Annotated in this window: 22 protein-coding genes and 1 pseudogene; 10 read left to right on the top strand and 13 right to left on the bottom strand. The window is 70.9% G+C overall.

Annotated features, from left to right (window positions below; all coding sequences use genetic code 11):
• Positions 1-150: 150 nt before the first annotated feature.
• The gene (locus VA596_RS42875; RefSeq protein WP_323335509.1) at positions 151-1,293 is read left to right on the top strand and encodes a serine hydrolase domain-containing protein; all 1,143 of its coding nucleotides are present in this window, start codon (positions 151-153) and stop codon (positions 1,291-1,293) included.
• A 46-nt stretch (positions 1,294-1,339) separates the two neighbouring features.
• Here VA596_RS42875 and VA596_RS42870 read toward each other — a convergent pair whose 3' ends face one another.
• Entirely contained in the window at positions 1,340-1,762 is a 423-nt protein-coding gene (locus VA596_RS42870) for a MarR family winged helix-turn-helix transcriptional regulator (RefSeq protein ID WP_323335507.1), read from the bottom strand.
• Positions 1,763-1,858: 96 nt separating this feature from the next.
• Here VA596_RS42870 and VA596_RS42865 point away from each other — a divergent pair, with 96 nt between their 5' ends.
• From VA596_RS42865 to VA596_RS42855, 3 genes are read left to right on the top strand one after another with little or no spacing between them, the layout of a single operon-like run.
• Positions 1,859-2,650, top strand: a complete 792-nt coding sequence (locus VA596_RS42865) for an alpha/beta fold hydrolase (RefSeq protein WP_323335505.1) — start codon at positions 1,859-1,861, stop codon at positions 2,648-2,650.
• Positions 2,647-3,402, top strand: coding sequence for an MBL fold metallo-hydrolase (locus tag VA596_RS42860; RefSeq protein WP_323335504.1), 756 nt, complete (start codon positions 2,647-2,649; stop codon positions 3,400-3,402). Before VA596_RS42865 ends, VA596_RS42860 begins: the two co-directional genes overlap by 4 nt.
• The gene (locus tag VA596_RS42855) at positions 3,399-3,740 is read left to right on the top strand and encodes a putative quinol monooxygenase (protein ID WP_323335503.1); all 342 of its coding nucleotides are present in this window, start codon (positions 3,399-3,401) and stop codon (positions 3,738-3,740) included. The genes VA596_RS42860 and VA596_RS42855 overlap by 4 nt, the downstream gene beginning before the upstream one ends.
• A gap of 2 nt (positions 3,741-3,742) precedes the next feature.
• Here the strand turns inward: VA596_RS42855 and VA596_RS42850 are convergent, their stop codons facing one another.
• The 3 genes from VA596_RS42850 to VA596_RS42840 form a co-directional block, all read right to left on the bottom strand.
• Positions 3,743-4,933, bottom strand: coding sequence for an RNA polymerase sigma factor (locus tag VA596_RS42850; RefSeq protein ID WP_323335501.1), 1,191 nt, complete (start codon positions 4,931-4,933; stop codon positions 3,743-3,745).
• 4 nt (positions 4,934-4,937) lie between these two features.
• Complete coding sequence (locus VA596_RS42845) at positions 4,938-5,291, bottom strand: YciI family protein (protein ID WP_323335500.1); 354 nt, start codon at positions 5,289-5,291, stop codon at positions 4,938-4,940.
• A gap of 90 nt (positions 5,292-5,381) precedes the next feature.
• Positions 5,382-6,233: a helix-turn-helix transcriptional regulator gene (locus VA596_RS42840; protein ID WP_323335499.1), complete on the bottom strand. Its 852-nt coding sequence runs from the start codon at positions 6,231-6,233 to the stop codon at positions 5,382-5,384.
• Positions 6,234-6,334: 101 nt separating this feature from the next.
• Between VA596_RS42840 and VA596_RS42835 the strand changes: the two genes are divergently transcribed.
• From VA596_RS42835 to VA596_RS42820, 4 genes are read left to right on the top strand one after another with little or no spacing between them, the layout of a single operon-like run.
• Positions 6,335-7,195, top strand: coding sequence for an SDR family NAD(P)-dependent oxidoreductase (locus VA596_RS42835; protein ID WP_323335497.1), 861 nt, complete (start codon positions 6,335-6,337; stop codon positions 7,193-7,195).
• On the top strand, positions 7,192-8,172 hold the full coding sequence (locus tag VA596_RS42830) for an alpha/beta hydrolase (RefSeq protein ID WP_323335495.1): 981 nt from the start codon (positions 7,192-7,194) through the stop codon (positions 8,170-8,172). Before VA596_RS42835 ends, VA596_RS42830 begins: the two co-directional genes overlap by 4 nt.
• On the top strand, positions 8,172-8,357 hold the full coding sequence (locus VA596_RS42825) for a nitroreductase family protein (RefSeq protein ID WP_323335494.1): 186 nt from the start codon (positions 8,172-8,174) through the stop codon (positions 8,355-8,357). Before VA596_RS42830 ends, VA596_RS42825 begins: the two co-directional genes overlap by 1 nt.
• Complete coding sequence (locus VA596_RS42820) at positions 8,288-8,632, top strand: nitroreductase family protein (RefSeq protein WP_323335492.1); 345 nt, start codon at positions 8,288-8,290, stop codon at positions 8,630-8,632. Before VA596_RS42825 ends, VA596_RS42820 begins: the two co-directional genes overlap by 70 nt.
• Before the next feature lie 4 nt (positions 8,633-8,636).
• On the opposite strand, the gene VA596_RS42815 is transcribed toward VA596_RS42820, so the two are convergent.
• The 5 genes from VA596_RS42815 to VA596_RS42795 form a co-directional block, all read right to left on the bottom strand.
• On the bottom strand, positions 8,637-8,903 hold the full coding sequence (locus VA596_RS42815; RefSeq protein WP_323335490.1) for a hypothetical protein: 267 nt from the start codon (positions 8,901-8,903) through the stop codon (positions 8,637-8,639).
• A gap of 87 nt (positions 8,904-8,990) precedes the next feature.
• Positions 8,991-10,229: an MFS transporter gene (locus VA596_RS42810; RefSeq protein WP_323335488.1), complete on the bottom strand. Its 1,239-nt coding sequence runs from the start codon at positions 10,227-10,229 to the stop codon at positions 8,991-8,993.
• On the bottom strand, positions 10,226-10,840 hold the full coding sequence (locus VA596_RS42805) for a DUF5825 family protein (RefSeq protein WP_323335487.1): 615 nt from the start codon (positions 10,838-10,840) through the stop codon (positions 10,226-10,228). The genes VA596_RS42810 and VA596_RS42805 overlap by 4 nt, the downstream gene beginning before the upstream one ends.
• A 10-nt stretch (positions 10,841-10,850) precedes the next feature.
• On the bottom strand, positions 10,851-12,698 hold the full coding sequence (locus VA596_RS42800) for a RiPP maturation radical SAM C-methyltransferase (RefSeq protein ID WP_323335485.1): 1,848 nt from the start codon (positions 12,696-12,698) through the stop codon (positions 10,851-10,853).
• 59 nt (positions 12,699-12,757) lie between these two features.
• Positions 12,758-12,955 (bottom strand): hypothetical protein, encoded by a 198-nt coding sequence (locus tag VA596_RS42795; protein ID WP_323335483.1) that lies wholly within the window; start codon positions 12,953-12,955, stop codon positions 12,758-12,760.
• Positions 12,956-13,186: 231 nt separating this feature from the next.
• Between VA596_RS42795 and VA596_RS42790 the strand changes: the two genes are divergently transcribed.
• Together VA596_RS42790 and VA596_RS42785 are read left to right on the top strand one after the other, a co-directional pair.
• Positions 13,187-15,385, top strand: coding sequence for an ATP-binding protein (locus VA596_RS42790; RefSeq protein WP_323335482.1), 2,199 nt, complete (start codon positions 13,187-13,189; stop codon positions 15,383-15,385).
• 102 nt (positions 15,386-15,487) lie between these two features.
• Positions 15,488-16,045, top strand: a complete 558-nt coding sequence (locus VA596_RS42785; protein ID WP_323335480.1) for an RICIN domain-containing protein — start codon at positions 15,488-15,490, stop codon at positions 16,043-16,045.
• A 2-nt stretch (positions 16,046-16,047) separates the two neighbouring features.
• Here the strand turns inward: VA596_RS42785 and VA596_RS42780 are convergent, their stop codons facing one another.
• The 4 genes and pseudogenes from VA596_RS42780 to fxsT all read right to left on the bottom strand — a co-directional run bounded on the left by VA596_RS42780 (position 16,048) and on the right by fxsT (position 21,241).
• Positions 16,048-16,314, bottom strand: a complete 267-nt coding sequence (locus VA596_RS42780; protein ID WP_323335478.1) for a hypothetical protein — start codon at positions 16,312-16,314, stop codon at positions 16,048-16,050.
• A gap of 29 nt (positions 16,315-16,343) precedes the next feature.
• Positions 16,344-16,733, bottom strand: a pseudogene (locus VA596_RS42775) (23S rRNA (adenine(2503)-C(2))-methyltransferase RlmN); the annotation flags it as partial.
• Between the two features lie 797 nt (positions 16,734-17,530).
• Positions 17,531-18,049 carry a hypothetical protein gene (locus tag VA596_RS42770; protein ID WP_323335476.1) on the bottom strand — a complete coding sequence of 173 codons (519 nt, stop codon included), beginning with the start codon at positions 18,047-18,049 and terminating at the stop codon, positions 17,531-17,533.
• 618 nt (positions 18,050-18,667) lie between these two features.
• Positions 18,668-21,241 carry an FxSxx-COOH system tetratricopeptide repeat protein gene (fxsT, locus tag VA596_RS42765; RefSeq protein ID WP_323335474.1) on the bottom strand — a complete coding sequence of 858 codons (2,574 nt, stop codon included), beginning with the start codon at positions 21,239-21,241 and terminating at the stop codon, positions 18,668-18,670.
• Between the last annotated feature and the right edge of the window lie 91 nt (positions 21,242-21,332).

Below are 21,332 nucleotides of genomic sequence, written 5' to 3'. Positions count from 1 at the left end.
AGAATTCGCCGCCCATTCATCCGGACCCATGCGAATCCGCGAATGGTAGTGCCAGCGCTACCCAGGTTCCGGCGGTCAGCGCTACTGATCTTCGCGCCGGGTTCGGCCAGCATTCAAGGGGTCGAATCCGGTCGAAGAAGGAGAAATCCGATGCAGAGCAAAGTGCGCACGGGGGCCGTGGTCCTGACCGCGGCGGGCCTGCTGGGCGCCGCCCTCACCACCGCGGCGGCCGCGGGCCCGGCCCCGGCGTCCGCCACCCAGCGGAGCCTGGACACGCTGGTGCAGCAGGAGAAGTTCCCCGCCGCGCTCGCGTCGGTGACCAAGGACGGCCGCACGACGGCGCTGGTCGCCGGCTCCTCCCGGCTCGGCGCCCAGGTCCCGGTGCCGCGCGACGGCAGCGTCCGGGCGGGCAGCAACACGAAGACGTTCACCGCGGTCGTCGTCCTGCAGCTCGTGGGCGAGGGCAAGGTCGAGCTGGACGCGCCCATCGAGCAGTACCTGCCCGGTGTGGTGCGCGGCGCGGGCATCGACGGGACGAAGATCACCGTCCGGCAGCTGCTGCAGCACACCAGCGGCCTCCCGAACTACACCGCCAACATCGGGCTGGAGGACTTCGGGAAGATCCAGCACAAGTTCTTCCAGCCGCACGACCTGCTCGCCGCGGCGCTGGCCCAGCCGGCCGACTTCGCCCCCGGCACCAAGTGGGAGTACAGCAACACGAACTACCTGCTGGCGGGCATGCTCATCGAGCGGGTGACCGAACGCCCGGTGCAGGAGCAGATCACCGAACGCGTGATCCGGAAGGCGGGCCTGCGCCACACGTACTGGCCGCAGCCCGGCGACCAGGCCATCCAGGGCCCGCACCCGCAGGGGTACGCCACCAAGACCTTCACCGACCCCACGATCGTCGACGCGACCGAAATGGACCCCTCCTGGGGTGGCGCGGCCGGTCAGCTGATCTCGACGCCGAGTGATCTTGCCCAGGTCGACCGCGCGCTGCTCGACGGCAAGCTGCTGGCGCCCGCGCAGCTGGCCGAGATGCGCAAGACGGTCGAGTCGACGCTGTTCCCCGGCTGGCGCTACGGCCTCGGGCTGATGAGCATCCCGCTCAGCTGCGGCGGCGTGTACTGGGGCCACGGCGGCGACATCGAGGGGTACGAGACCCGCGGCGGCGCCACGGAGGACGGCCGGTCCGTCGGCCTCGCGGTCACCGCGCTGCCGGGCACCTTCGGCGACGCGGAGAAAGCGGCCACCGCGGTGGTGTCCACTGTGGACACGGCCTTCTGTTCCTAGGACCACGGGAATGCGAGCCGTGGCGGCAGGCCTCGGACGCGCGCGGTCAGACGGTCGGGTCCGGGCCGAGCGCGGCGTCCAGCAGCTCGCCCAGCTGGTCCAGCTGAGCCGCCGACAGGCCGCTGAACGAAGCCTCGGCGACCTCGTCCACGAGGTCCTGGCCGGCGGCGCGCAGCCGCGCACCCTCCTCGGTGAGCTGGTGCCGCACGGCCCGGCCCGGCCCCGGCACCCGTTCGATCAGCCCGCGGTCGGCCATCCGCGTCGCCAGCGAGCCGAAGGACTGGTCGGTCTGGAACGTCAGCACGGCGAGGTCGTGCAGCGAGGCGTCCGGTTTCCGGTACAGGTGGCGCAGGGTGTCCCACTGCACCAGCGAAAGCCCCAGCGGCGCCAGGGCCCGGCTCAGCGCTCGGTGGTGGCGGTACTGCAGGCGCTTGACGGCCAGGGCGACCTCGGGCGGGCGGTGCGTCATGCGGGTCAGCGTAACTCATCGAGACCAGGTTGCTTACCTAAGGAACCTGATATAAGGTTCCTTAGGTAAGTCCCCGCCGACCCCGAAGAAGGACCCATGACGAAGCTCCCCACGGCCGGCAGCCTCCGGCCCGTCCGCACCGAAACCCGCACGCTCGGCCCCGTCGAGGTCACCGTCCAGGACCGCGACCGCACCCGGCCGTTCCTGCTGCTGCACGGCGGCGGCGGGGTGGCGACCATGGCCGGCTTCGCCGACCTGCTCGCCGAACGCACCCACTCCCGGGTGCTGCTGCCCACCCACCCCGGCTTCGGCGGCACGCCGAAGGCCGCGGAGCTGACGAACGTCATCGACCTGGCCCGCCTGTACGTCACCCTCCTGGAGGAGCTCGACCTCACGGACGTCACCGTGGTCGGCAACTCGTTCGGCGGCTGGCTCGCCGCCGAGATCGCCCTGCTGGAGAGCCCGCGGGTCAGCGGCGCGGTGATCATCGACGCCGTCGGGCTCGAGGTCGAGGGCCACGCGCCGACCGACGTGCGCGGGCTCACCCTCGCCGAGATCCAGGCCTTTTCCTGGCACGACCCGAGCAAGGCACCCGTGGCGCCGGCCGGGGGCACCGCGCCGAGCCCCGACATCGCGGCGCTGATCGGCTACGCCGGCCCGGCCATGATCGACCCGACCCTCGCCAAGCGCCTCGGCGGCCTCGACCTGCCCGTCCACGTCGTCTGGGGGGAGAGCGACGGCATCGTCACGCCGGACTACGGCCGGGCCTTCGCCGCGGCGATCCCGATGTCGAAGTTCACCCTCATCCCCCGCAGCGGCCACCTGCCGCAGGTCGAAACGCCCGAAGAGCTGCTGGGTGCCCTGCTGGACCTGGGCGGTGTCGCGTGAGCGCGTCCTTGACCGTGACCCGGATCGGGCACGCCTGCCAGCTGATCGAGATCGGCGGGATCCGCGTCCTGACGGACCCGTGGTTCACCCAGACCCCGACGTACTACCAGGGCGAGCCGGTCGCCGCGACCGTCGGTTCCCTGGGCCGGGTCGACGCGCTGGTGGTCACCCACGAGCACTACGACCACTGCGACCTCGACGCCCTCGTCGACGGTGGCTTCGACCTGGACACCCCGCTGCTCGGGCCGGGCACCGTCGCGGCCATCGCGCGGGACAAGGGGTTCCGCGACGTCCGCGTCATCGAGGCCTGGGAGTCCGCCACGGTCGGGGACCTCACGGTGACCGCCACCCCGGGCGAGCACGGCGTCCACGAAGTCACCTTCGTCATCCAGGCCGGCGGGCGGACCGTCTTCTTCGGCGGCGACTCGCTGCGCGTCCCGGAGCTGGACACCATCCCGGAGCGCTTCGGCCACGTCGACCTGGCCATCCTGCCGACGAACGGGCTGTGCATCCGGCCGATGGACCTGCGGCAGGTGGTCATGGACGCCGAGGAGGCGGCGGGGCTGACGGCCGCGCTGAAGCCGACCCTGGCCGTCCCGCACCACTACGCGTTCCACAGTGGACGGCTGGGCGACCGGATGATCACCAAGGGCGACCAGGATCCGCGCCACTACGCCGACGCAGTCGCGCGCCTCGCCCCGGAGATCGACGTCCGCCTGGTGCTGCCGGGAACCGTGGTGACGGTCCCGTGAGCGACCGGGAGTTCATGCCCGCGGTGCCCGGCGACCTCCCGCCCGGCGAGCGGCCGATGGTGGCCGTCGTCCGGGCGGTCCCGGGCCACGAGGACCAGCTGGCCGCGGCCATCACGACGCTGTCCGCCGCGGTGCGGCGCGAGCCGGGCTGCCGGGAGTTCCGGCCGTTCCGCGACGCCGCGGACCCCGGGACCTTCCACCTGTACGAGGTCTACGCCGACACGGACGCGTTCCGCGCCCACCTGGCGACCGACCACGTGGCCCGGTTCTTCACCGAGCTGGCTCAGCACAGCACTTCGGACGCGGGGGCGCTGGTCCAGCTCGTCGACCTGGTGTGACGTCACGGGGTGAGGCGCGCCCGCCGCGTCCGGAGGAACGCGCGTTCCGTGTCGTTCGCCGCCCAGGCGATCGCCTGGTCGTAGGCGGCGACGGCCTCCGGGATCCGGCCCAGCCGGGCGAGGAAGTCCGCGCGGGTGGCCGGCAGCAGGTGGTAGCCCGGCAGGTCCAGGTCCTCGATCGCGGCCAGCGCCACCGCCGGGCCGTGGACCTCCGCGACGGCGACCGCGCGGTTGAGCGCCACGATCGGGGTCGGCGTGTGCCGCAGCAGCTGGTCGTAGAGCGCCAGCACCTGCGTCCAGTCGGTCGCCGGGCCGTCGGTGTGCACGGCGTTGATCGCGGCCTGCAGCTGGTAGGGCCCGGGCCGGGCGCGGCGCAGGCACCGCCGCACCAGCTCGTGCCCCTCGGCGATCAGGTCCCGGTCCCACCGGGACCGGTCCTGCTCCGCGAGCACCACCAGCTCCCCCGACGGCCCGACGCGCGCCGGGCGCCGGGCTTCGGTGAGCAGCAGCAGCGCCAGCAGCCCGAGCACCTCCGGCTCGTCGGGCATCAGCTCGGCGAGCGCCCTGGCCAGGCGGACGGCGTCGGCGGACAGGTCCGTCCGCAGCAGCTCCCCCGACGTCGACGCGTACCCCTCGTTGAAGACCAGGTAGAGCACGGTGAGCACGGGCGCCAGCCGATCGGGGAGCTCCGCGGCGCCGGGCACCCGGTACGGGATGCCCGCGTCGCGGATCTTCTTCTTCGCGCGGACGATCCGCTGGGCGATCGTCGCCTCCGGCACCAGGTAGGCCCGCGCGATCTCCGCCACCTCCAGGCCGCCGAGCAGCCGCAGCGTGAGCGCGGCCTGCGCGAGCGGCGACAACGCCGGGTGGCAGCAGGTGAAGATCATCCGGAGCTGGTCGTCGCGCACCGGTCCCCCTTCCCCCGGCTCGTCGGGTGCGTGCAGCAGCAACGCCTGAGCGTGGCGGGCCTCCCGGGTGGACTCCCGGCGCAGGCGGTCGATCGCACGGTGGCGGGCGGTGGTCACGATCCACGCGCCGGGGTTGGGCGGCGGCGCCTCGTCGTCCCACTTCTGGAGAGCGACCGCGAAGGCGTCCTGGACGGCCTCCTCGGCGAGCCCGATGTCCCCGAGCAGGCGGGTGAGCGTGGCCACGCACCGGCCGTACTCCGTCCGGTAAACGGCGTCGAGATCCATCCGCTCAGGCTTCCGGGATGTCGTGGAACGGCCGCACCTCGATCGGTTGCCCGCAGGCCAGGGCGCACTTTTCGGCCCAGGCGAGCGCCTGGTCGAGGTCGTCGCAGCGGACCACCCAGAACCCGCCGAGCTGTTCCTTCGTCTCGGCGAACGGGCCGTCGGTCATCGTGGTGGTGCCGGTGCCGGGCCGCACGACCGTGGAGGCGTGCGACGGCAGCAGGCCGCCGACGAACACCCACGAGCCCGCCGCCTTCATCTCGTCGGTGACCCGGCCCGTCCGGGCCATCTGCGCCCGCATCTCCTCGTCGGTCTCCGGCTGTGTTTCGTCGTACTGGACGGCGAGCAGGTACTGCTTCACGGCGAACTCCTTCTGCGGTTCGGGTCTCTCACCTCGGCTACGAACGAGCCCGGCGCCATTCGACACCACCGCGGAAACGCGTCGCCACCGTCACTCGGCGAAGCTGTCCGTGCCCAGCACCGTGAGCAGGGCGAGCTTCTCGTGGCTTTCCGTGCCCGGGGTCGCGGTGAAGACGAGCAGCGACTGGCCCTGGTCCGGCTCGAGCAGCAGCTGGCAGTAGAGGTCCAGGCGGCCGACCTGGGGGTGCGCGAACCGCTTGGTCTCGCTCCACCGCAGGCCCACCTCGTGGCGCTCCCACAGCCGGGCGAACTCGTCGCTGGCCTGCCGCAGCACGGCGGCCAGCTCCGCCGCGGGTGAGCCGGGACCGTCCCGGGTGACGGCCCCGCGCAGCAACGCGACGTTGGTCCGGCCGTTCTCGTCGTGCTCCTCGGGGGCGTACCGCTCGCGGGCGGCCGGATCGGTGAACCAGCGGAACGTCGCGCTGCGGGCGTGGCCGGTGTAGCCGGTCTGGTCGCCGAGCAGCGCCACCGCGGACGGCGTCTGCAGCAACGTCTCCCCCAGCGGCCCCATGACCTGCGCGGTGGTGCCGGCCAAGCCGTCCATCACCCGCATCAGCCCGGGGCTCACGTGCCGCGACCGCAGGTCACGCCGGGTGGTGCGGTGGCCGGCGAGCAGGAACAGGTGGTCGCGCTCGTCCGGCGTCAGCCGCAGGCCACGGGCGATGGCCGCGATCATCTGCTCCGGCGGCTGCGGGCCATGGCCGCGTTCGAGCCGGGCGAAGTAGTCGGCGGACATCGTGCACAGCTCCGCCACCTCCTCACGACGCAGCCCCGGGGCGCGCCGCCGTACCCCGCGGCGCAGCCCGACGTCCTCCGGCTGCAGCGCCGTGCGCCGGGTGCGCAGGAACGCCCCCAGGGTCGCGCGGTCGAACGTGTCGTTCATGGTCCTCATCGTCGGCGCTCCGGCCGGGTTTAGCCACGGTCTGCCAATCAGTGGCTGAGCGTGTCCTTCCTCGGCCCGGCGGCGGTCCGTTCACTGGGGACATGACCAAGTGGACAACGGAAAACCTGCCGGACCTGAGTGGACGGACGGTCGTGATCACCGGCGCGGGCCGCGGCCTAGGCCTGATCACGGCCCGGGAGCTGGCCCGGGCCGGCGCCCGCGTCGTGCTGGGAGTGCGTGACGTCGCCAAGGCCCGTGACGCCGTCGCCGGCCTGCCCGGCACCTTCGAGATCCGCTCGCTCGACGTCTCGGACCTGGCGTCGGTGCGGGCGTTCGCGGGCGCCTGGTCCGGCGGCCTCGACATCCTGATCAACAACGCGGGCGTGATGGACGTCCCCGCCGCGCGCACGGGTGACGGTCTCGACCTGCAGACCGCCACCAACCACACCGGGCCGTTCCTGCTCACGAACCTGCTGCTGGCGCACGTCACCGACCGGGTCGTGCACGTCACCAGCCAGCTGCACACCCGGGGCCGGATCGACCTGGCCGACCTCGACTGGCGCACCCGCAAGTACAACGGGATGGCCGCCTACCAGGCGTCGAAGCTCGCCGTCGTGCTGTTCTCCCTGGAGCTGCAACGACGGCTGACCGCGCAAGGCAGCGTCGTCCGCTCGGTGCTGGCCAGCCCGGGCATCGCGCGCACCGCGCTGGCCGCGCACTCGCGCTCGAACGTCGTCAACCGGTTCAAGTTCCTGACCAACTCCCCGGAGCGGGGAGCGCTGTCGGTGCTCTACGCGGCGACCGAAGACGTGCCCGGCAACGCCTACGTCGGCCCGGACGGCCCGGGTGGCCTGCGCGGCTACCCGGCCGTGCGCCGGCAGGGCAAGGCCGGTCTCGACGAGGCGCTGGCCGGCCGGCTGTGGGAAGCGACCGCCGACCTCGTCGGGGCGGTGGCCCGGTGACGTACCTGGAAGCGGCCGACCACGCCGGGATCTACGTGCCGCACGGCTTTCCGGAACAGACCGTGGACCTCGGCGAGATCCGGATGAACTACGCCGTGGCCGGGGCCGCCGACCTCCCGGCGATGCTGCTGATCCCCGCGCAGACGGAGTCCTGGTGGGGCTACGAGGCGGCCATGCGGCTGCTGGCCGATCGCTACCGGGTGTACGCGGTGGACCTGCGTGGCCAGGGCCGGTCCACCTGGACGCCCGGCCGTTACAGCCTGGACGTCTTCGGCGGTGACCTGGTCCGGTTCGTCGACCGGGTGATCGGGCGTCCGGTGGTGGTCTGCGGACTGTCGTCCGGCGGGGTGATCGCGGCCTGGCTGTCGGCGTTCGCGGCGCCCGGCCAGGTCCGCGCCGCGGTCTACGAGGACGCCCCGCTGTTCGCCTCGCAGGCCGATCCCGCGGTCGGACCGTCCATCCGGCAGGGAGTCGGGCCGATGTTCCGCCTGTGGCACAAGTGGCTCGGTCCACAGTGGAGCATCGGCGACTTCGACGGCATGCGCGCGGCGATGGCCCGGGAGATCCCGCCGTGGATGCTGGCCGCGCTGGACCGGATGGCCCCGGCCGGCACCGGCGGGCCGCCGACGTCCCCGCCCCAGGACCTCCTCGAGTACGACCCCGAATGGGGCGACGCGTTCGCGTCCGGGCGTGCATCGCTCACCTGCGACCACGAAACCATGCTGAGCCAGGTCAAGGTGCCGGTCCTGGTCACCCGCCACTTCCACCACGTCGACCCGGACACCGGCAACCTCCTCGGCGCGCTCACGGACCTGCAAGCGCGGCGGGTGCGTCAGCTGATCGAAGCGACCGGCAACCCGTTCACCTACCGCAAGTTCGAGGACATGCCCCACTCGATGCACGGCCACGACCCGGCCACCTACGTCACCACGGTCACGGCCTGGGCCGACGAACTCCCCGCCACGAGGAGCGCCTGATGCGGCTCGACACGGCCGGCCAGCGGCTGCTGTTCACCGAAGCTCGCACCGTCAAACGGTTCTCGGCCACGCCGGTCGGCGACGACCGGCTGGCCGGGATCTGGGACCTGGCGCGGTGGCCGCCGACGTCGTCGAACACCAGCCGCTGGACCGCGGCTACCACGAGCTGGCCGCCCCGCACCTGAAGGACCACCTGGCCGCGGACGAGGTGAACCGGCTCGACCTGGGCCGGTTCAGCGCGGCCCTGCAAGCCGGCTACTTCGTCCTCGCGGTCCGCGCCGCGGGCCTGCACGCCGGCCCGATGGGCGGCTTCGACCACGACGGCGTCGACCGCGAGTTCTTCCCGGACGGACCGTGGACCGCGCTGCTGCTGGTCAACGTCGGCCACCCGGCCTCCGAAAACCCTTGGCGCGCAAGACAACCCCGGCTCGCCGCCGACCGAGCCCTGCGCTGGGCGTGAATCGTCAGCGGTCGAGCCACGGAGCGAGCAGCTTCTCCAGGTCCGCATCCGACAACGCCCGCGGCCCGCCGTGGAACTCGTGCCACCGCGACGCGTCACACGCCGCCGTGTACTCGACCTCGAAGGCGCGCATCAGCACGTACATGAACGTCACCGAACTGAACCGCTCGCCCAGCAGCGTCCGAGCTTCCCGCGCAACGTCCGTCGCGCCGGTGAAATCCGTGAGCTTCAGCTCGTCCGCAGCCGGGTCCAGCAGGCTCGGGGCATACATCAGGGCAGTTTCTCCATCACGGAAGCAGAAAGCGGATCGCGCACCGTGCACGCTACTCCGCCCGCGATCACCGGCTCCCGCGGGACGTCACTGCTCGCGGGCGGACCAGGCCGCGGGCACGATCGCGACGAGGATCCCGGCGACGGCGAGGGTCAGGGTCGCGCGCGTGCCCACGGATTCGGCGAGGGCGCCCGCGGCCAGTGCGCCGAGGGGCATGGTGCCCCAGATGAGCACGCGCATGCTCGTGTGGACACGGCCGCGCAGGGCGTCCGGGGTCAGGTGCTGGCGGCGGGTCATCACGATCACGTTGTAGGTCGTGCCGCCGGCGGCGTGGACGACGATCCCCGTGGCCGCCAGCACCAGGCCGATCGGGCCCGGCTGGGCGAGCGGGAGCAGCAGGTGGGGCGGCCACGTCAGCAGCGGCACCAGCCAGTTGGCGCGAGCCGCCCCGACGCGGCGGGTCCAGCGGCCGGTCGTCGCGGCGCCGACGACGCTGCCCACGCCCGACAGGGCCAGCAGCACGCCCGCACCCGCCGCGTCCAGGTGCAGGTCGTGCGTGAAGAACAGGATCTCCAGGGAGATGATGCCCGCGGTGAAGAACGCGGCGACGGAGCTCGCGACGGCCAGCGGGCGGAGCTGGCGGTGACCGGCGATGTAGCGGAGGCCCTCGGCGATCTCGGTGCGCAGCCGCACCTCCCGCGGCCGCGGCGGGATCGGCGGCACGTCGGCCCGGACGCGCGACAGGAGCGCCGCCGAAGCCAGGTAGCCCGCCCCGGTGAGCACCAGCCCGGACGCGGCACCGATCACGCGGGTGAGCACGCCACCGATGCCGGGCCCGGCGGCCGCGGCGACCGACAGGGTGATCTGCAGGCGCGCGTAGCCGGTTTCCAGGTTCTCCAGCCCGATCACCACCGGCAGGTACGCCTGGTAGGCGGCGTCGAAGAACACGGTCGCGACGCCGACGAGCACCGCCGTGACGAGCAGCTGCCCGAAGTCCAGCACCCCGGTCCAGCCCGCGACCGGAAGCCCGAAGAACAGCAGGGCCCGGACGAGGTCGGCGCCGACGAGCACCGCGCGGCGGCGGCGGGTCCGGTCGATCCAGGCACCGGCGGGCAGCCCGATGACCAGGAACGCCACGGTCTCCGCCGCGGTGAGCAGTCCCATCTGCAGCGGAGTGGCGCCGAGGGTGGTCGCGGCGAGCAGCGGCACCAGCGCCGTCGCGGCGGCGGTCCCCAGCTGGGAGGCGGCGTCCGCGGTCCACAAGAACCGGAACGCGCGGTGCCCGCGCAGCCCGGCCGCCGACGTTTCCGGCGACGCGTCGGTCACGGGACCACCCGGCCGGGCGGCGGACGCCGATCCGCGTGGTACGGCAGCACGACGGCGTACCCGTCGTCCAGCCGCAGGGCGAGCTGGTGCGCCGCCAGCTGGTCGACGAGATCGGCCTCGGCCCCGCCGGACGGCGGCCGGTCCGTGCCGGCCAGGGTCCGGAACGTCTCGACCCAGCCGGCTTCGACGTGGACGCGGTTGATCGGCCCGCCCGGGCGGCTGTCGTGGATGAGGACGAACCCCGGGCCGTACCGGTAGGTGCAGCTGCCCGGCTCGTGGGCCGCACGCCAGCGGCGACCGGGTTCCCCGCTGCCTCGGGGTGGCGGGAGATGGCACAACGCGCGTTCGGGAACGGTGTCCGGCAACGGTTCCCGCAAGGTCCAGTCCACCGGGACGAACGCCGCCGCGGCGGCCGCGAGCAAGCGCACCATCGTCGCGTCGCGGTGCGCGGATTCGCCGAAGGCGAGCGGCTCGGGCAGCCGCAGACCCTGTGCACGCCCGGCCAGTCCCGCCACGAAATCCAGTGCGTCGTCGGGATCGGCGTCGATGCGGCCGAAGTCGAGGTCGACCGTCTCGGGCCACGCCGGGTGCGGAGCGGACAGGGTACGCATGGGGCTCCTCTCAGGCGGACGGCGTGAGCACCGGCAACGGCAGGCAGGTCTTTCGCGTCACCGTGGGCGAGGTGGGCAGGGTGATCCACAAGGTGCCGTCGGTGAAGACCAGACCGGTCTCCCTGAGCCGGCGGAGCCAGCGGCCGAAGTCGCCGGCGTCCCATTCGTGGTTGTGTTCGGCGAGCACCCGGTGCGGGGTTCGGCCGGTCTCCAGTGCCCGCCAGGCCGCGATTTCCCGCGGGTCTTCGAGCACGTGGTCGGCCGGGGCCCAGCCGTGGCGGCGATCCCGGATCACCACGACGTCGTCGATGGTGCGGGCGATCAGCGCGCTCCCCGGGTACCCCGCGGTCCACGCGGCCAGCGCGCCGACCAGCGGCGCGACCTCCTCGGCCGTGAGCCCCTGGTCCGGGGTGTCGAAGGAGTAGACGAGCTCGGCGAGCCGCTCCGGGTCTTCGACGTCGTGGACGAGGCGCGACCCCGCTGCCGGGCGGCGCTCGGTGAAGCCCTGGCGCGGGTCGTCGAAGTTCGGCGAAAACCGTTGCAGGGCAATGCGTGCCGCGCCGCTGGGCGGTTGCAGGTGCACCAGGGCGGGCAGCTGGGCCACGACCGCGGCGTAGTCCGCCACGCGTTCGCCCGGAAACCCGTACAGCCAGTTCCAGCTGACGGTGAGCCCGGCCGAGGCACCGTCGCGCAGCATCCGCACGTTGTGGGCCCCGCGGACGCCCTTGCGCATCCGGTGCAGCACGTCGTCGACCAGGCTCTCGACACCCGGCTGGACCTCCCACACCCCGGCCGCCCGCAGCGCGGCGACGTCCTCGATCTGCGCGTTGGCCTTGATCTCGTAGTGGATGCGCAGGTCGTGGCCGGCGCCGGCCAGCTCCGGCAGCGCCGACCGGTAGTACTCGTTGGGCAGGATGTTGTCGATCGTGGTGACGTCGAGGATCCGGTGCCGGCGCACCAGGCCGAGCACCTCGTCCACAAAGGACCCGGCGGGCTTGGCCCGGTAGGTCATCGCGGTGCCGTTGAGGCCGCAGAAGACGCAGTGGTGTTTCGCGCCCCACCAGCACCCGCGGGAGGACTCCACGACCAGCTCCGGTTCGACGCGGGCAGCGACGGAGGGGGGAATGGCGGCGAACCAGTCGTCGTAGTCCGGGATCGTGATCGACGCCGGCGGGACCAGCCGGGACGGGCCCGGGCTGACCCGGGTGGCGCCGTCGTCGTCACGCCAGCACAGCTGGGGCACGTCGTCGAGGCCGTCGCGGGTTCCGGTCGCGTCGCATTCGGCCAGCGCCCGAAGCAGTCTCGGAAAACTCACGTCGGCTTCGCCGCGCAGGACGTAGTCGACGAACGGGTACTCCCGGTGCAGCGCCACGCCCATCGGGCCGTCCGTCGCATAACCGCCGACGAGGATCCGCACGCCGGGCCGCCGGTCCTTGATCCGCCGGGCCACCGCGAGGCTGGCGATGGTCTGGCTGAAGGTCGCGCTGAAGCCGACCAGTTCCGGTTCGCCGGCGAGAATCGCGTCGGCGGCCTGATCGGCGAATTCCTCCGCGAGCTCACGCACCGCCGCGGCGGTGCGGAAGGGCAGGCCGGCGCGGCGGGCCAGATCCCGCATCCCCGCATAGCCGAATTCGGATCCGTTGAGCGCGCCCGCGAAGATCCATTCACCGAGTGAATGGTGGAACCCGGTGTCCGCCAGTTCCGCGTAGTCGCCCACGGTCAGGCCGGCCCGCAGCATCACGTCGGCGAATGCGAGACTGCCGTGATAGGAAACCGGGACCGGAAGTCCCTCCCGCGCGCACGCCGCGCGCAGGACGCCGAGGGCGAGGGAGGGGCGGTGCAGCGAGTGCCACGGCATCGACACCAGGCAGGTGCGGGGCACCCGCCCGCGGGGCGCCGATACGCCTGATCCGCCGGTCAGTGCGGTTTCGCAGCGGTCGAACCGGCTTCGTTGTACATGGTCACGCCGCGGCCGGTGCCGCCGCGTTCGTCACGCTCGGCCAGGCGCGTCACGGTGAGCGCGGCGGTGGTCCGGACCTCTCGGCCGACATCGGAACGTTCGCCGGATTCCGCGAGATTCGTCGTCGGGAGTGCGCCGGCAGGTGTGGATTTCATCTTTCCCCCTCGTTTCGACACGAATTCCGAAACCCGGTGCCGCACCGGCGAAGGTCGTCCGCCGGCCGCCCCGCAACCACAGGGTAAATCCCGCCGGCCTCTTTGGTAAGGCGGTTACCCGAATCGAAATGGTCAACGCCATCCCATCACGGAAACGAAACCCGGCCTTCGGTGGCGAGCTTCCCGCCTGCCGCGGCTCGATCCGTCGCGCGGCATCTCTACTATGGCGCGGTGCAACCGGGGCAGACGCTGTCCGAGATGGTCGCCGGACTGCGGAGCAGCCGCGGCCTGTCGCAGGAGCAGCTGGCGGAGCGGAGCGGGATCAGCGTCCGCGCCATCGGCGAGATCGAGCGCGGCGCCACGCGGCGCCCGCACCGCGAGACGCTGCGCGCCCTCGCCGGTGCGCTCAACCTGACGCCGGACGAGCAGGAGGCGTTCGCGCGGAGCGCCCGCACCGCGCCGCCGCCGGACACGCGTGGGCGGCGGTCCGTACGCCCGGCCCTGCCGGCGCCGGTCACCTCGATCGTCGGGCGGGCCGACGACCTCGCCGCGGTGCTCCGGCTGGTCCGGAACCCCGCGGTGCGGCTGGTCACGATCACCGGCACCGGCGGGGTCGGCAAGACGCGCCTGGCGCTGGAGGCCGGCTGGCAGGCGGCGAGCCGGTTCGAGGCCGTGCACGGCCTGGACCTCAGCGCGCTGCGGGAGGCCGACGACGTCCCGCAGGCGCTGGCGGAATCCTTGCGCACGCCCGACCCGGCCACGGCGATCGGCGACGGGCGGTGGTTGCTGGTGCTCGACAGCTTCGAACACGTCGCCGCGGCGGCCACCACGGTCGCCGCGCTGCTCGCCGGGTGCCCGCGGCTGACCGTGCTGGTGACCAGCCGGGCGCCGCTGCGACTCCGGGGCGAGCACCTGTGGCCGCTGACCCCACTGTCCACTCCGGACAGTGACGACCCGGCGGCCATGGCGGGCCACGCGGCCGTCGAGCTCCTGGTCGAGCGCACCGCCGCGGTCCGGCCGGGTTTCGCGCTCACCGGGGACAACGCCGCCGCGGTCGCCGCGCTGTGCCGCCGGCTGGACGGCCTGCCGCTGGCGCTGGAGCTGGCCGCGGCACGACTGCGCACCCAGGCGCCGTCACAGGTGCTCGCCCAGGTCCGTGACCTGCACGGGGACACGGTGGATCTGGCCGACCGGCACCTGAGCCTGCGCCGCACGGTCGAGTGGAGCACCCGCGGGCTCACCGAGCCCGACCGGCGGCTGTTCGGCCTGCTGGGGGCGTTCGCCGGCGGCGCCGACCCGGCCGACGTCGAGGCCGTGTTCGGTGGCCGGCCGCATGCGCTGGCGACGTTGGCCGCGCACAGCCTGGTCACCGTCACGGACCGGGCCGGGCACCCCCGGATCGGCATGCTGGACACCATCCGGGAGGTCGTGGAGGACCAGCTCACCGGCGCCGCCGATCGGGACGGGCACGCGGAACACTTCTTCCGCCTGGTCCGCGACGGCGATCCGCGGCTGGGCGACGAGCAGGACAACGTCCGCGCCGCCATCCAGCACGCCGTCGACGCCGCGCCCGCCCTGCTGCAGGTGGCGACCGTGCGCGCGCTGACCGGCCACTACGTCGCCCGGGGCCGGTTCGCCGAGGGACGCCGGATGCTGGCCGGGGCGGCCGGAGCCGCGCCCACCGAGCAGGCCCGTGCGTGGGCCTGGCACGGCGCCGCGGTCACCGCCAACCAGAGCGGCGACCCGGAGGCGGCGCTGGCGCTCGCGGCGTCCGCCGCCGAGGCCTTCGGCGCCGATCCGGACGGCCGGGCCGCGACCCTCACCCTGATCGGCAACGCCCACAAGTTCGCCGGCCGGTACGCCGACGCCGCGGCCGCGTACACCGACGTCCTGGAGCAGGCCCGGAGCACCGGCGACGCGCGCCGAGAGACGATCGCGCTGAACAACCTGGGCGCGCTCGCGCACGACCGCGGCGCGTACGCGGAGGCGATCGAGTACCACGCGGCCGCGTTGCGCCGGAAATACGAGCTCGGCGACCGGCGCGGCGTCGCGGTGGCGCAGCTCAACCTCGGCGCCGTGCGGAACGACACCGGCGACCACGCCGGTGCGGCCGTCCTGCTGACCGAGGCCGCGGCGACGTTCGCCGCCCTCGGCGAACCCGGCTCCGAGGCGTTCGCGCTGGCGCTGCTGGCCCAGTCCCACGCCGGGCTGGCCCGCTGGGACGACGCCACGGCGACCGGCAAGCGAGCGCTGGACCTGGCTCGCCGGGCCGAGCACGCCCAGGCGACCGGGCTCGCGCTGCTCGCGCTCGGCGAGACCGCCGCCGCCAACGGCGACCCGGGCAGCGACGCCCTGCTGCGCGAGGCGCTGACGTTCCCGATCGGCCTTCCGGACCAGGCCCGCATCCGCAAGCACCTCGGCGGCCGCTGAGTTTCCGCCGCCTTTTCCGCCGGTTCCGCCTGGAGTCCCGCTGCGGTGCTCCCTAGTGTTCCCCCGCGTCACCGGCCCGCATTCGTGCCTTCGAGGAGATCCATGCTGCACCTGCCCCGCGCGATCCTGGTCCCGCTCGTGCTCGCCGTCGTGGCGCTGACGGGCGCTGCCCCCGCCCACGCCGACGTGACCGTCATGCCGCCGGTGAGCGGTGACGTGCTGGCGTGGCAGCCCCTCAGCAGCAGCCCGCCGACCGGCCTCAAGTGCATGCAGGTCGACAAGGGACGCTACGACGACTTCGCCCCGGTGGACCAGTTCACCTGCGAGTACGGCAAGAACCAGAGATGGCGGATGGGCCAGGCCACCGACGACCCCACCGTCTTCTGGCTGCAGAACGTCGCGACGGGCAGGTGCCTGGACGACTACGCGTACGGAATGGACCAGGGCAACCCGATCATCCAGTACAACTGCCTCGTCGGCACGAACCAGCAGTGGCGGATGATCTGGGACTACTACTACGGCAACGCGCAGTTCCAGAACGTCAACAGCGGCCTGTGCCTGTCGGTGGACGGCATCACCACCAGCAACTACCGCCGCCTGGTGCAGAACCCCTGCTACGGCTTCGTCAACGAACGCTTCGAGCCGATCCTGCCGAACTAGGGTCAGCGCTCGAGCCAGGGAGCAAGCAGCTTCTCCAGGTCCGCGTCCGACAACGCCCGCGGCCCACCGTGGAACTCGTGCCACCGCGACGCGTCACACGCCGCCGAGTACTCCACCTCGAACGCCCGCATCAGCACGTACATGAACGTCACCGAACTGAACCGCTCACCCAACAGCGTCCGAGCCTCCCGCGCGACCTCCGTCGCACCGGCGAAGTCCGCGAGCCTCAACGATTCCGCAGCCGGATCCAGCAGGCTGGGGGCATACATCACAACAACCACTCCACGATCGAAACGACTTAACCTTCAGCAGCGAGCTGACCACAGGCCGCGGCGATCTCCTGGCCACGGGTGTCCCGCACCGTGCAAGCGACCCCGCCCGCGTTCACCAACCGCACGAACTCCCGCTCCACCGGCTTCGGCGACGCATCCCACTTCTCGTCCACCGTCCAACGCTCGTTCACCGGCACCAACGTGTCCCGCAACTCGTCATCCGGCGTGTGCAGCGACACCGCCAGCCGCACCTGCATCTTCTCGTCCACCAGCTTCCGGATCGCCGGCGCCAAACCCACGGTCGACACCGTCACCGACCGCTGCCCGATCCCCAGCCCCCCCGGCGCCGGATCCGTGATCCGCCGGACCGCGGCCACCACGCGCTTATAGTTGGCCAGGGGCTCACCCATCCCTACCCTATTACAAAGGACAGTGACCGACGTCTATGCAGGTCAGAACACCGCTACGCGTGCCTGTGTTCCTCGTCTCCGGCGAAACCACCGCCGCGACCCCGGTGCCGGCCACTGCGCGCATTGAGCGGAATTTCACGAATAGCCCCTCTGCCAGTCAGCCGTTCTTGGACTACTGCCTACCTTCCGTACCACCAAGGCACTTCCGACTCGCCGAAGACATCACAAACGTGGACACTGGGAACCGACCGTCCGGCGGGTGGAAGTCCACGGTCGCCTCGACCTCTTCGGCGCTGAGCAAGGTCAGCCCGGCATCCCGCAGCAGCTCGATGATCCGCTTCTCCTCCGCCTGCCTGTCCTCACCGAAACCGGTGACCACGTCAGCGCGCGCCAATTCGCGACCGGCATCGCTGTACGTCGGCAACGAGTACGGCCCCACCGCCGACAGCCACAGCGACCACGTCGACCGACTCCGACGGCGCGGCTGCAGGGTATACAAAACACTGACGTCCAGCGGGTCAGTCCAGTCCTCGACGTGGAAGAACTTCCCTCAGCGCGTCGGAGAAGAACCCGTACTACCGGTTCTGGAGGTCTCCATAGGCACGGCGGGCATGTTCGAGGAACTCCTTCGACCGGTCTTCCATCCCTAATGCAGCGCGCCGAACCCGGTGACCGCCTCGCAACGCCCGGATACCAGCGTCCCGGCGAAAACCTCCGCCGGGACACCAGTGCCCGCCACCGCGCGCATTGAGCGGAACTTCAAGAATAGCCCCTCTACCAGCCAGCCGTTCTTGGACTACTGCCTATCCTTCGTGCCACCAAGGCACGTCCGACTCGCTGAATAGCATCACGAACGCGGAAACCGGAAAACGACCGTCCGGCGAGTGGAAATCCACGGTCATCTCAATCTCTTCGGCACTGAGCAAGGTCAGCCCGGCATCCCGGAGCAGCTCGATAATCCGCTTCTCTTCCGCAGGCCTGTCTTCACCGAAATCGGTGACCACGTCGCCGCGCGCCAATGGCGTATCGGGGTCGTTGCCGTACGCCAGAAACGCGTACGGCCCGACCGCCGACAACCACAGCAACCAGCCCGATCGGCTCCGCCGATGCGGCGACAAAACGTACGAGAAACTGACGTCGTCCGTCCGATCAGTCCACTCCTCGACGTCGAGGAAATCCCCGAATCCGCGCAGGAGCGACTTCCACGGGTTGTTCTCCTGAGCGTCGGCGAAGAACCCGTAGTACGGATTCCGGAGATCCCCATAGGCACGGCGGGCATGCTCGAGAAACTCCTCCGACCGGTCTTCCCTCCCTAATGCCATGGCGTTCCGTGCATTCCCTTCTTGGGGTGCGTGCTGACGCGCACACTCCACTGCCGCTTACCCGACGAACTGCGGCCGACAGGATACGGCAGCCGGAGTTTCCGGATATTCGGCATCCCCTTCTTGGGCTTGCCGAATGCCGCGCCGAGCCTGGTATGGAAGTTCGCCCACTTACGGCCGTGGAAGAAGGCCGAAACCTCCTTCTTCCCCGTCTTGAGGTGGTTGATGTAGTCGGCGTTGCCCTTGATGTGGCCCGCTTGTCGGCCGTGTAGTACTCGACCAGCTTCGGGTCCTTTGACACTGCACCTCCTCCTTCTCACTTGCCGCAGAGAGTACGACTTCGCGGGTACGCTGTTATAGGCCCGACTGGTGCAAGGCCGCCGGGAAGATACCGACCCGGCAGCCCCGCCACGTGCAGTCACCCGAAGCCAGCCGAGGTCGGACAGATGAGGCCAACCTCAGGCCGGCGGCTGGTGTTCGGCATCGACGTCCAGCTCGTCCGAGTCGAGGTGCCGCCACAGCGCGACACGGACCCGAGCAAGCCCTGCGATCGGCGTTGAGAGTCAGCGGCGTCTCCACCTTGTCCTGCTCGACGCCGGCGAGGTGACGATCACAAAGTCAGCCCGACCCGCAGCAATGGCGGATCGCAACCGCGGTCAACGGACCACCCTCGGGGTGGCCGACGACCGAGCGGAGCTCCTCCGACCGAGCAGTCTCCTGAAGCTCGGCTGGGAAGAGGTCACTGCACCACAGTGGTTCAAGGATTCCCTTAACGGCGTCGGGATTGCGTTCGAGGAAGTGAGCGATGCTGGGCCACCGAATGCGGATGATGGTCCACAAAGCCAGCGTATCGCCGTCCACCGTGATGCCTTCGAGGGTCCGAACCGCTCGCATGATGGTGTAGGTGTTGAGGAACAACTTGGTGCTTCTCGGATTCGGGCTCAACATCGGCGCGAACTTCCGCAGGGTGTGTTCGGTGTGCGCACGCGTCTCGGCGGCATCGAAGGCACGAGCTGCGTCCGTGACCACCGTGTCGCGCAGCTCCGGTGGGGTGTCAAGCAGCGACTCGAGGATCAGGTCCTCATCTCCGGTGGCCGCCTCGACACGGGATCGGGCCTCAGCTATCCGACGGGAATCGGCCGAGGAAGCGTCGGTCTTCAACCCGAGGAGGCCACCGAGGAAGTGGCGCTGAGTCGCGGCACTCAGCGACGGCATCGGCACCGTCAGCTGGAACAATTTTTCTAGGAACTGGTAGCCGAGTAAGTCGGCGTCACCATACTGACTCGTATAAGCCCGGCGAAGCCACGAACCGTCCGCCGCAACGACGAAGAACGCAGCGGACGGCAGGTCTTCGACACCTGGTCGAATCCTCGGCGCGTCCCGGACGAGCGTCTGCACGGCCTCCAGGAGCTCGACCACGTACTCGTCCTGGCACCGGTCCAGATCGTCGATAAAGAACACCACCGGCTTACGAGAGCGGCGCAGCAGCCAGTCGAAGTGCTCGGCCACCCGCATCATCGGATTGGTGTCCGATTGCTCGAACAGCCGAGCACCTCGTGCCGAATCCCATAACAGCACCCGACCTGCCACCCGGGCACCAGCCCACAGCACACCCAGCGCAGTGACGACGGGTCCGACGGTCTTGAGCAGGTCGCCGACCGGCTGCGCGTTCCCCAACGCCCACTTGACCAGCAGCCCGATTCCACCGGCCAGGACAGCCAGCACGATCAGCGCCAGAAGGTAGGGCGCACCCGAGCGCCTCGCTCGTTCGAGTGTCTCCCTGACATACAGCCACCGCCGAGCCCACCAGCTTCGGTCCCGGGCGATGTCCTGGCGAAGTGTTGTCAGCAGCGCCCACCATGGTGGTGACAGCCGGGAGTGCTGCCAGGCGTCGAACCAGACCACCAGGAACCCGGCCGTGGACAGGCGTCTGCCCAGCAGGTGGAGCAATGTGCTCTTGCCGGATCCCCATGCGCCGTCCAGGTGCACCAGGAATGACGTGCGAGGATCCCGGCGTCGGGTTTCCCGGAGTCGGCCGGTCAACACCTCAGCCAGCGCGTCCCGCTTGAGCAGGTCGATCTCGGCTGGTGCGTCCGTCGACCAGTCGACGTCCGTGCCGACACGACCTTCGAGGGTCTCGGCCAGCCGCGTCAACATGGCGGCTTCCCGGCTGGTGAGGCCTTCGGCGAGCCGGGCTCTCACCAGGGCGTGCAGTTGCAGTGTATTGGCCCGATTGTCGACCTTAGCCAGCCCGTAACGGTTGATGGTCCGCAACGCGCGCGCCATCGTTCGCCGATCCCGCAGCGCACGGCCCAGTTCGGGCGGCACGTCAGGGTCGGCGACTGGCCGTAGCAATGCGCGGTCGACGCGGTCGGCCTCGAAGAACGAAAAGAGTCGCAGCAACCAGAAGGTGGCAGGGCTGTCGTCGGCCACCCGCGAAAGCAGGAGCGCCCAAGGCACCTCGAGTGGGCTGAATCTGCCCTCACCCATACCCTCCAGGAGTTCGACCCGAGCGGCCTCGAACTCCTCCAGGTACTCATCGGCAGAACGATCCGCCTCATTGAGGTAGGACACGGCTGAGGACAGTGCTAAAGGCATGTCGCCCAGCACCTGAGCGAGCAGGTCGGCTTCGAACTCCAACAGCGCCGGACGACGTTGACACAAGTAGGCGATGCTTTCTTCACGACTGAGGACGTCGACCGGAACTGAATTCACGCCTAGGTCTGGCAGCGAGCTTCGCGCGGTAATGAGGACGTGTCCAGCACCCCGCGGTAAGAACGGCGAGACGGCGTCCACCTCATCGGCCGCGTCGAACACCATCAGCCACTGCGAGGTGGGCAAGCCGCCGACTATCGCCTGGACGATGTCCGCGGGCTCCTCTCGATCTCGGAGATCCACCTCAAGCAGGTTCGCGAGGTCGGCGAGTGACCGTCGGATCGCGGCCTCATCGGTGGCGGGAACCCACCACACGGCATCGTATTCGGACAGATACCGGTAGACGTACTCGATCGCCAGCTGAGTCTTCCCCGACCCAAACATACCTCCGATCGCCGCCATCACAACCGGAACCGAGCCGTCGGAAAACCGTTCATGCAGATCCTCGAGAAGATCGGCGCGGCCAGTGAAATGCGGATTGCGAGGGGGCACGCCTCCCCAGATGGATGGACGCCCGTCAGTCCTGGTCTCTGACATCGCCGAAGCTTGCTCCAAGATCGCCGGAACGACATCTCCGGCTGGTCACAACGTCCGTATGAAGCCAGTCGCCACGGCCCCTCGCCTTGTT

It is taken from the genome of Amycolatopsis heterodermiae, from assembly GCF_034929455.1.
Taxonomy (GTDB): domain Bacteria; phylum Actinomycetota; class Actinomycetes; order Mycobacteriales; family Pseudonocardiaceae; genus Amycolatopsis; species Amycolatopsis heterodermiae.
Note: the sequence above shows the minus strand (reverse complement) of the source record. Positions and strands in the feature narration are given on the sequence as shown.

Coding starts and splice junctions, on each gene's coding strand:
- VA596_RS42805 (WP_323335487.1), bottom strand. CDS start 10,840: ATGCGTACCCTGTCCGCTCCGCACCCGGCGTGGCCCGAGACGGTCGAC.
- fxsT (WP_323335474.1), bottom strand. CDS start 21,241: ATGTCAGAGACCAGGACTGACGGGCGTCCATCCATCTGGGGAGGCGTG.
- VA596_RS42840 (WP_323335499.1), bottom strand. CDS start 6,233: ATGAACGACACGTTCGACCGCGCGACCCTGGGGGCGTTCCTGCGCACC.
- VA596_RS42770 (WP_323335476.1), bottom strand. CDS start 18,049: ATGGCATTAGGGAGGGAAGACCGGTCGGAGGAGTTTCTCGAGCATGCC.
- VA596_RS42780 (WP_323335478.1), bottom strand. CDS start 16,314: ATGTATGCCCCCAGCCTGCTGGATCCGGCTGCGGAATCGTTGAGGCTC.
- VA596_RS42800 (WP_323335485.1), bottom strand. CDS start 12,698: ATGCCGTGGCACTCGCTGCACCGCCCCTCCCTCGCCCTCGGCGTCCTG.
- VA596_RS42875 (WP_323335509.1), top strand. CDS start 151: ATGCAGAGCAAAGTGCGCACGGGGGCCGTGGTCCTGACCGCGGCGGGC.
- VA596_RS42835 (WP_323335497.1), top strand. CDS start 6,335: ATGACCAAGTGGACAACGGAAAACCTGCCGGACCTGAGTGGACGGACG.
- VA596_RS42785 (WP_323335480.1), top strand. CDS start 15,488: ATGCTGCACCTGCCCCGCGCGATCCTGGTCCCGCTCGTGCTCGCCGTC.
- VA596_RS42795 (WP_323335483.1), bottom strand. CDS start 12,955: ATGAAATCCACACCTGCCGGCGCACTCCCGACGACGAATCTCGCGGAA.
- VA596_RS42825 (WP_323335494.1), top strand. CDS start 8,172: ATGCGGCTCGACACGGCCGGCCAGCGGCTGCTGTTCACCGAAGCTCGC.
- VA596_RS42850 (WP_323335501.1), bottom strand. CDS start 4,933: ATGGATCTCGACGCCGTTTACCGGACGGAGTACGGCCGGTGCGTGGCC.
- VA596_RS42815 (WP_323335490.1), bottom strand. CDS start 8,903: ATGTATGCCCCGAGCCTGCTGGACCCGGCTGCGGACGAGCTGAAGCTC.
- VA596_RS42870 (WP_323335507.1), bottom strand. CDS start 1,762: ATGACGCACCGCCCGCCCGAGGTCGCCCTGGCCGTCAAGCGCCTGCAG.
- VA596_RS42865 (WP_323335505.1), top strand. CDS start 1,859: ATGACGAAGCTCCCCACGGCCGGCAGCCTCCGGCCCGTCCGCACCGAA.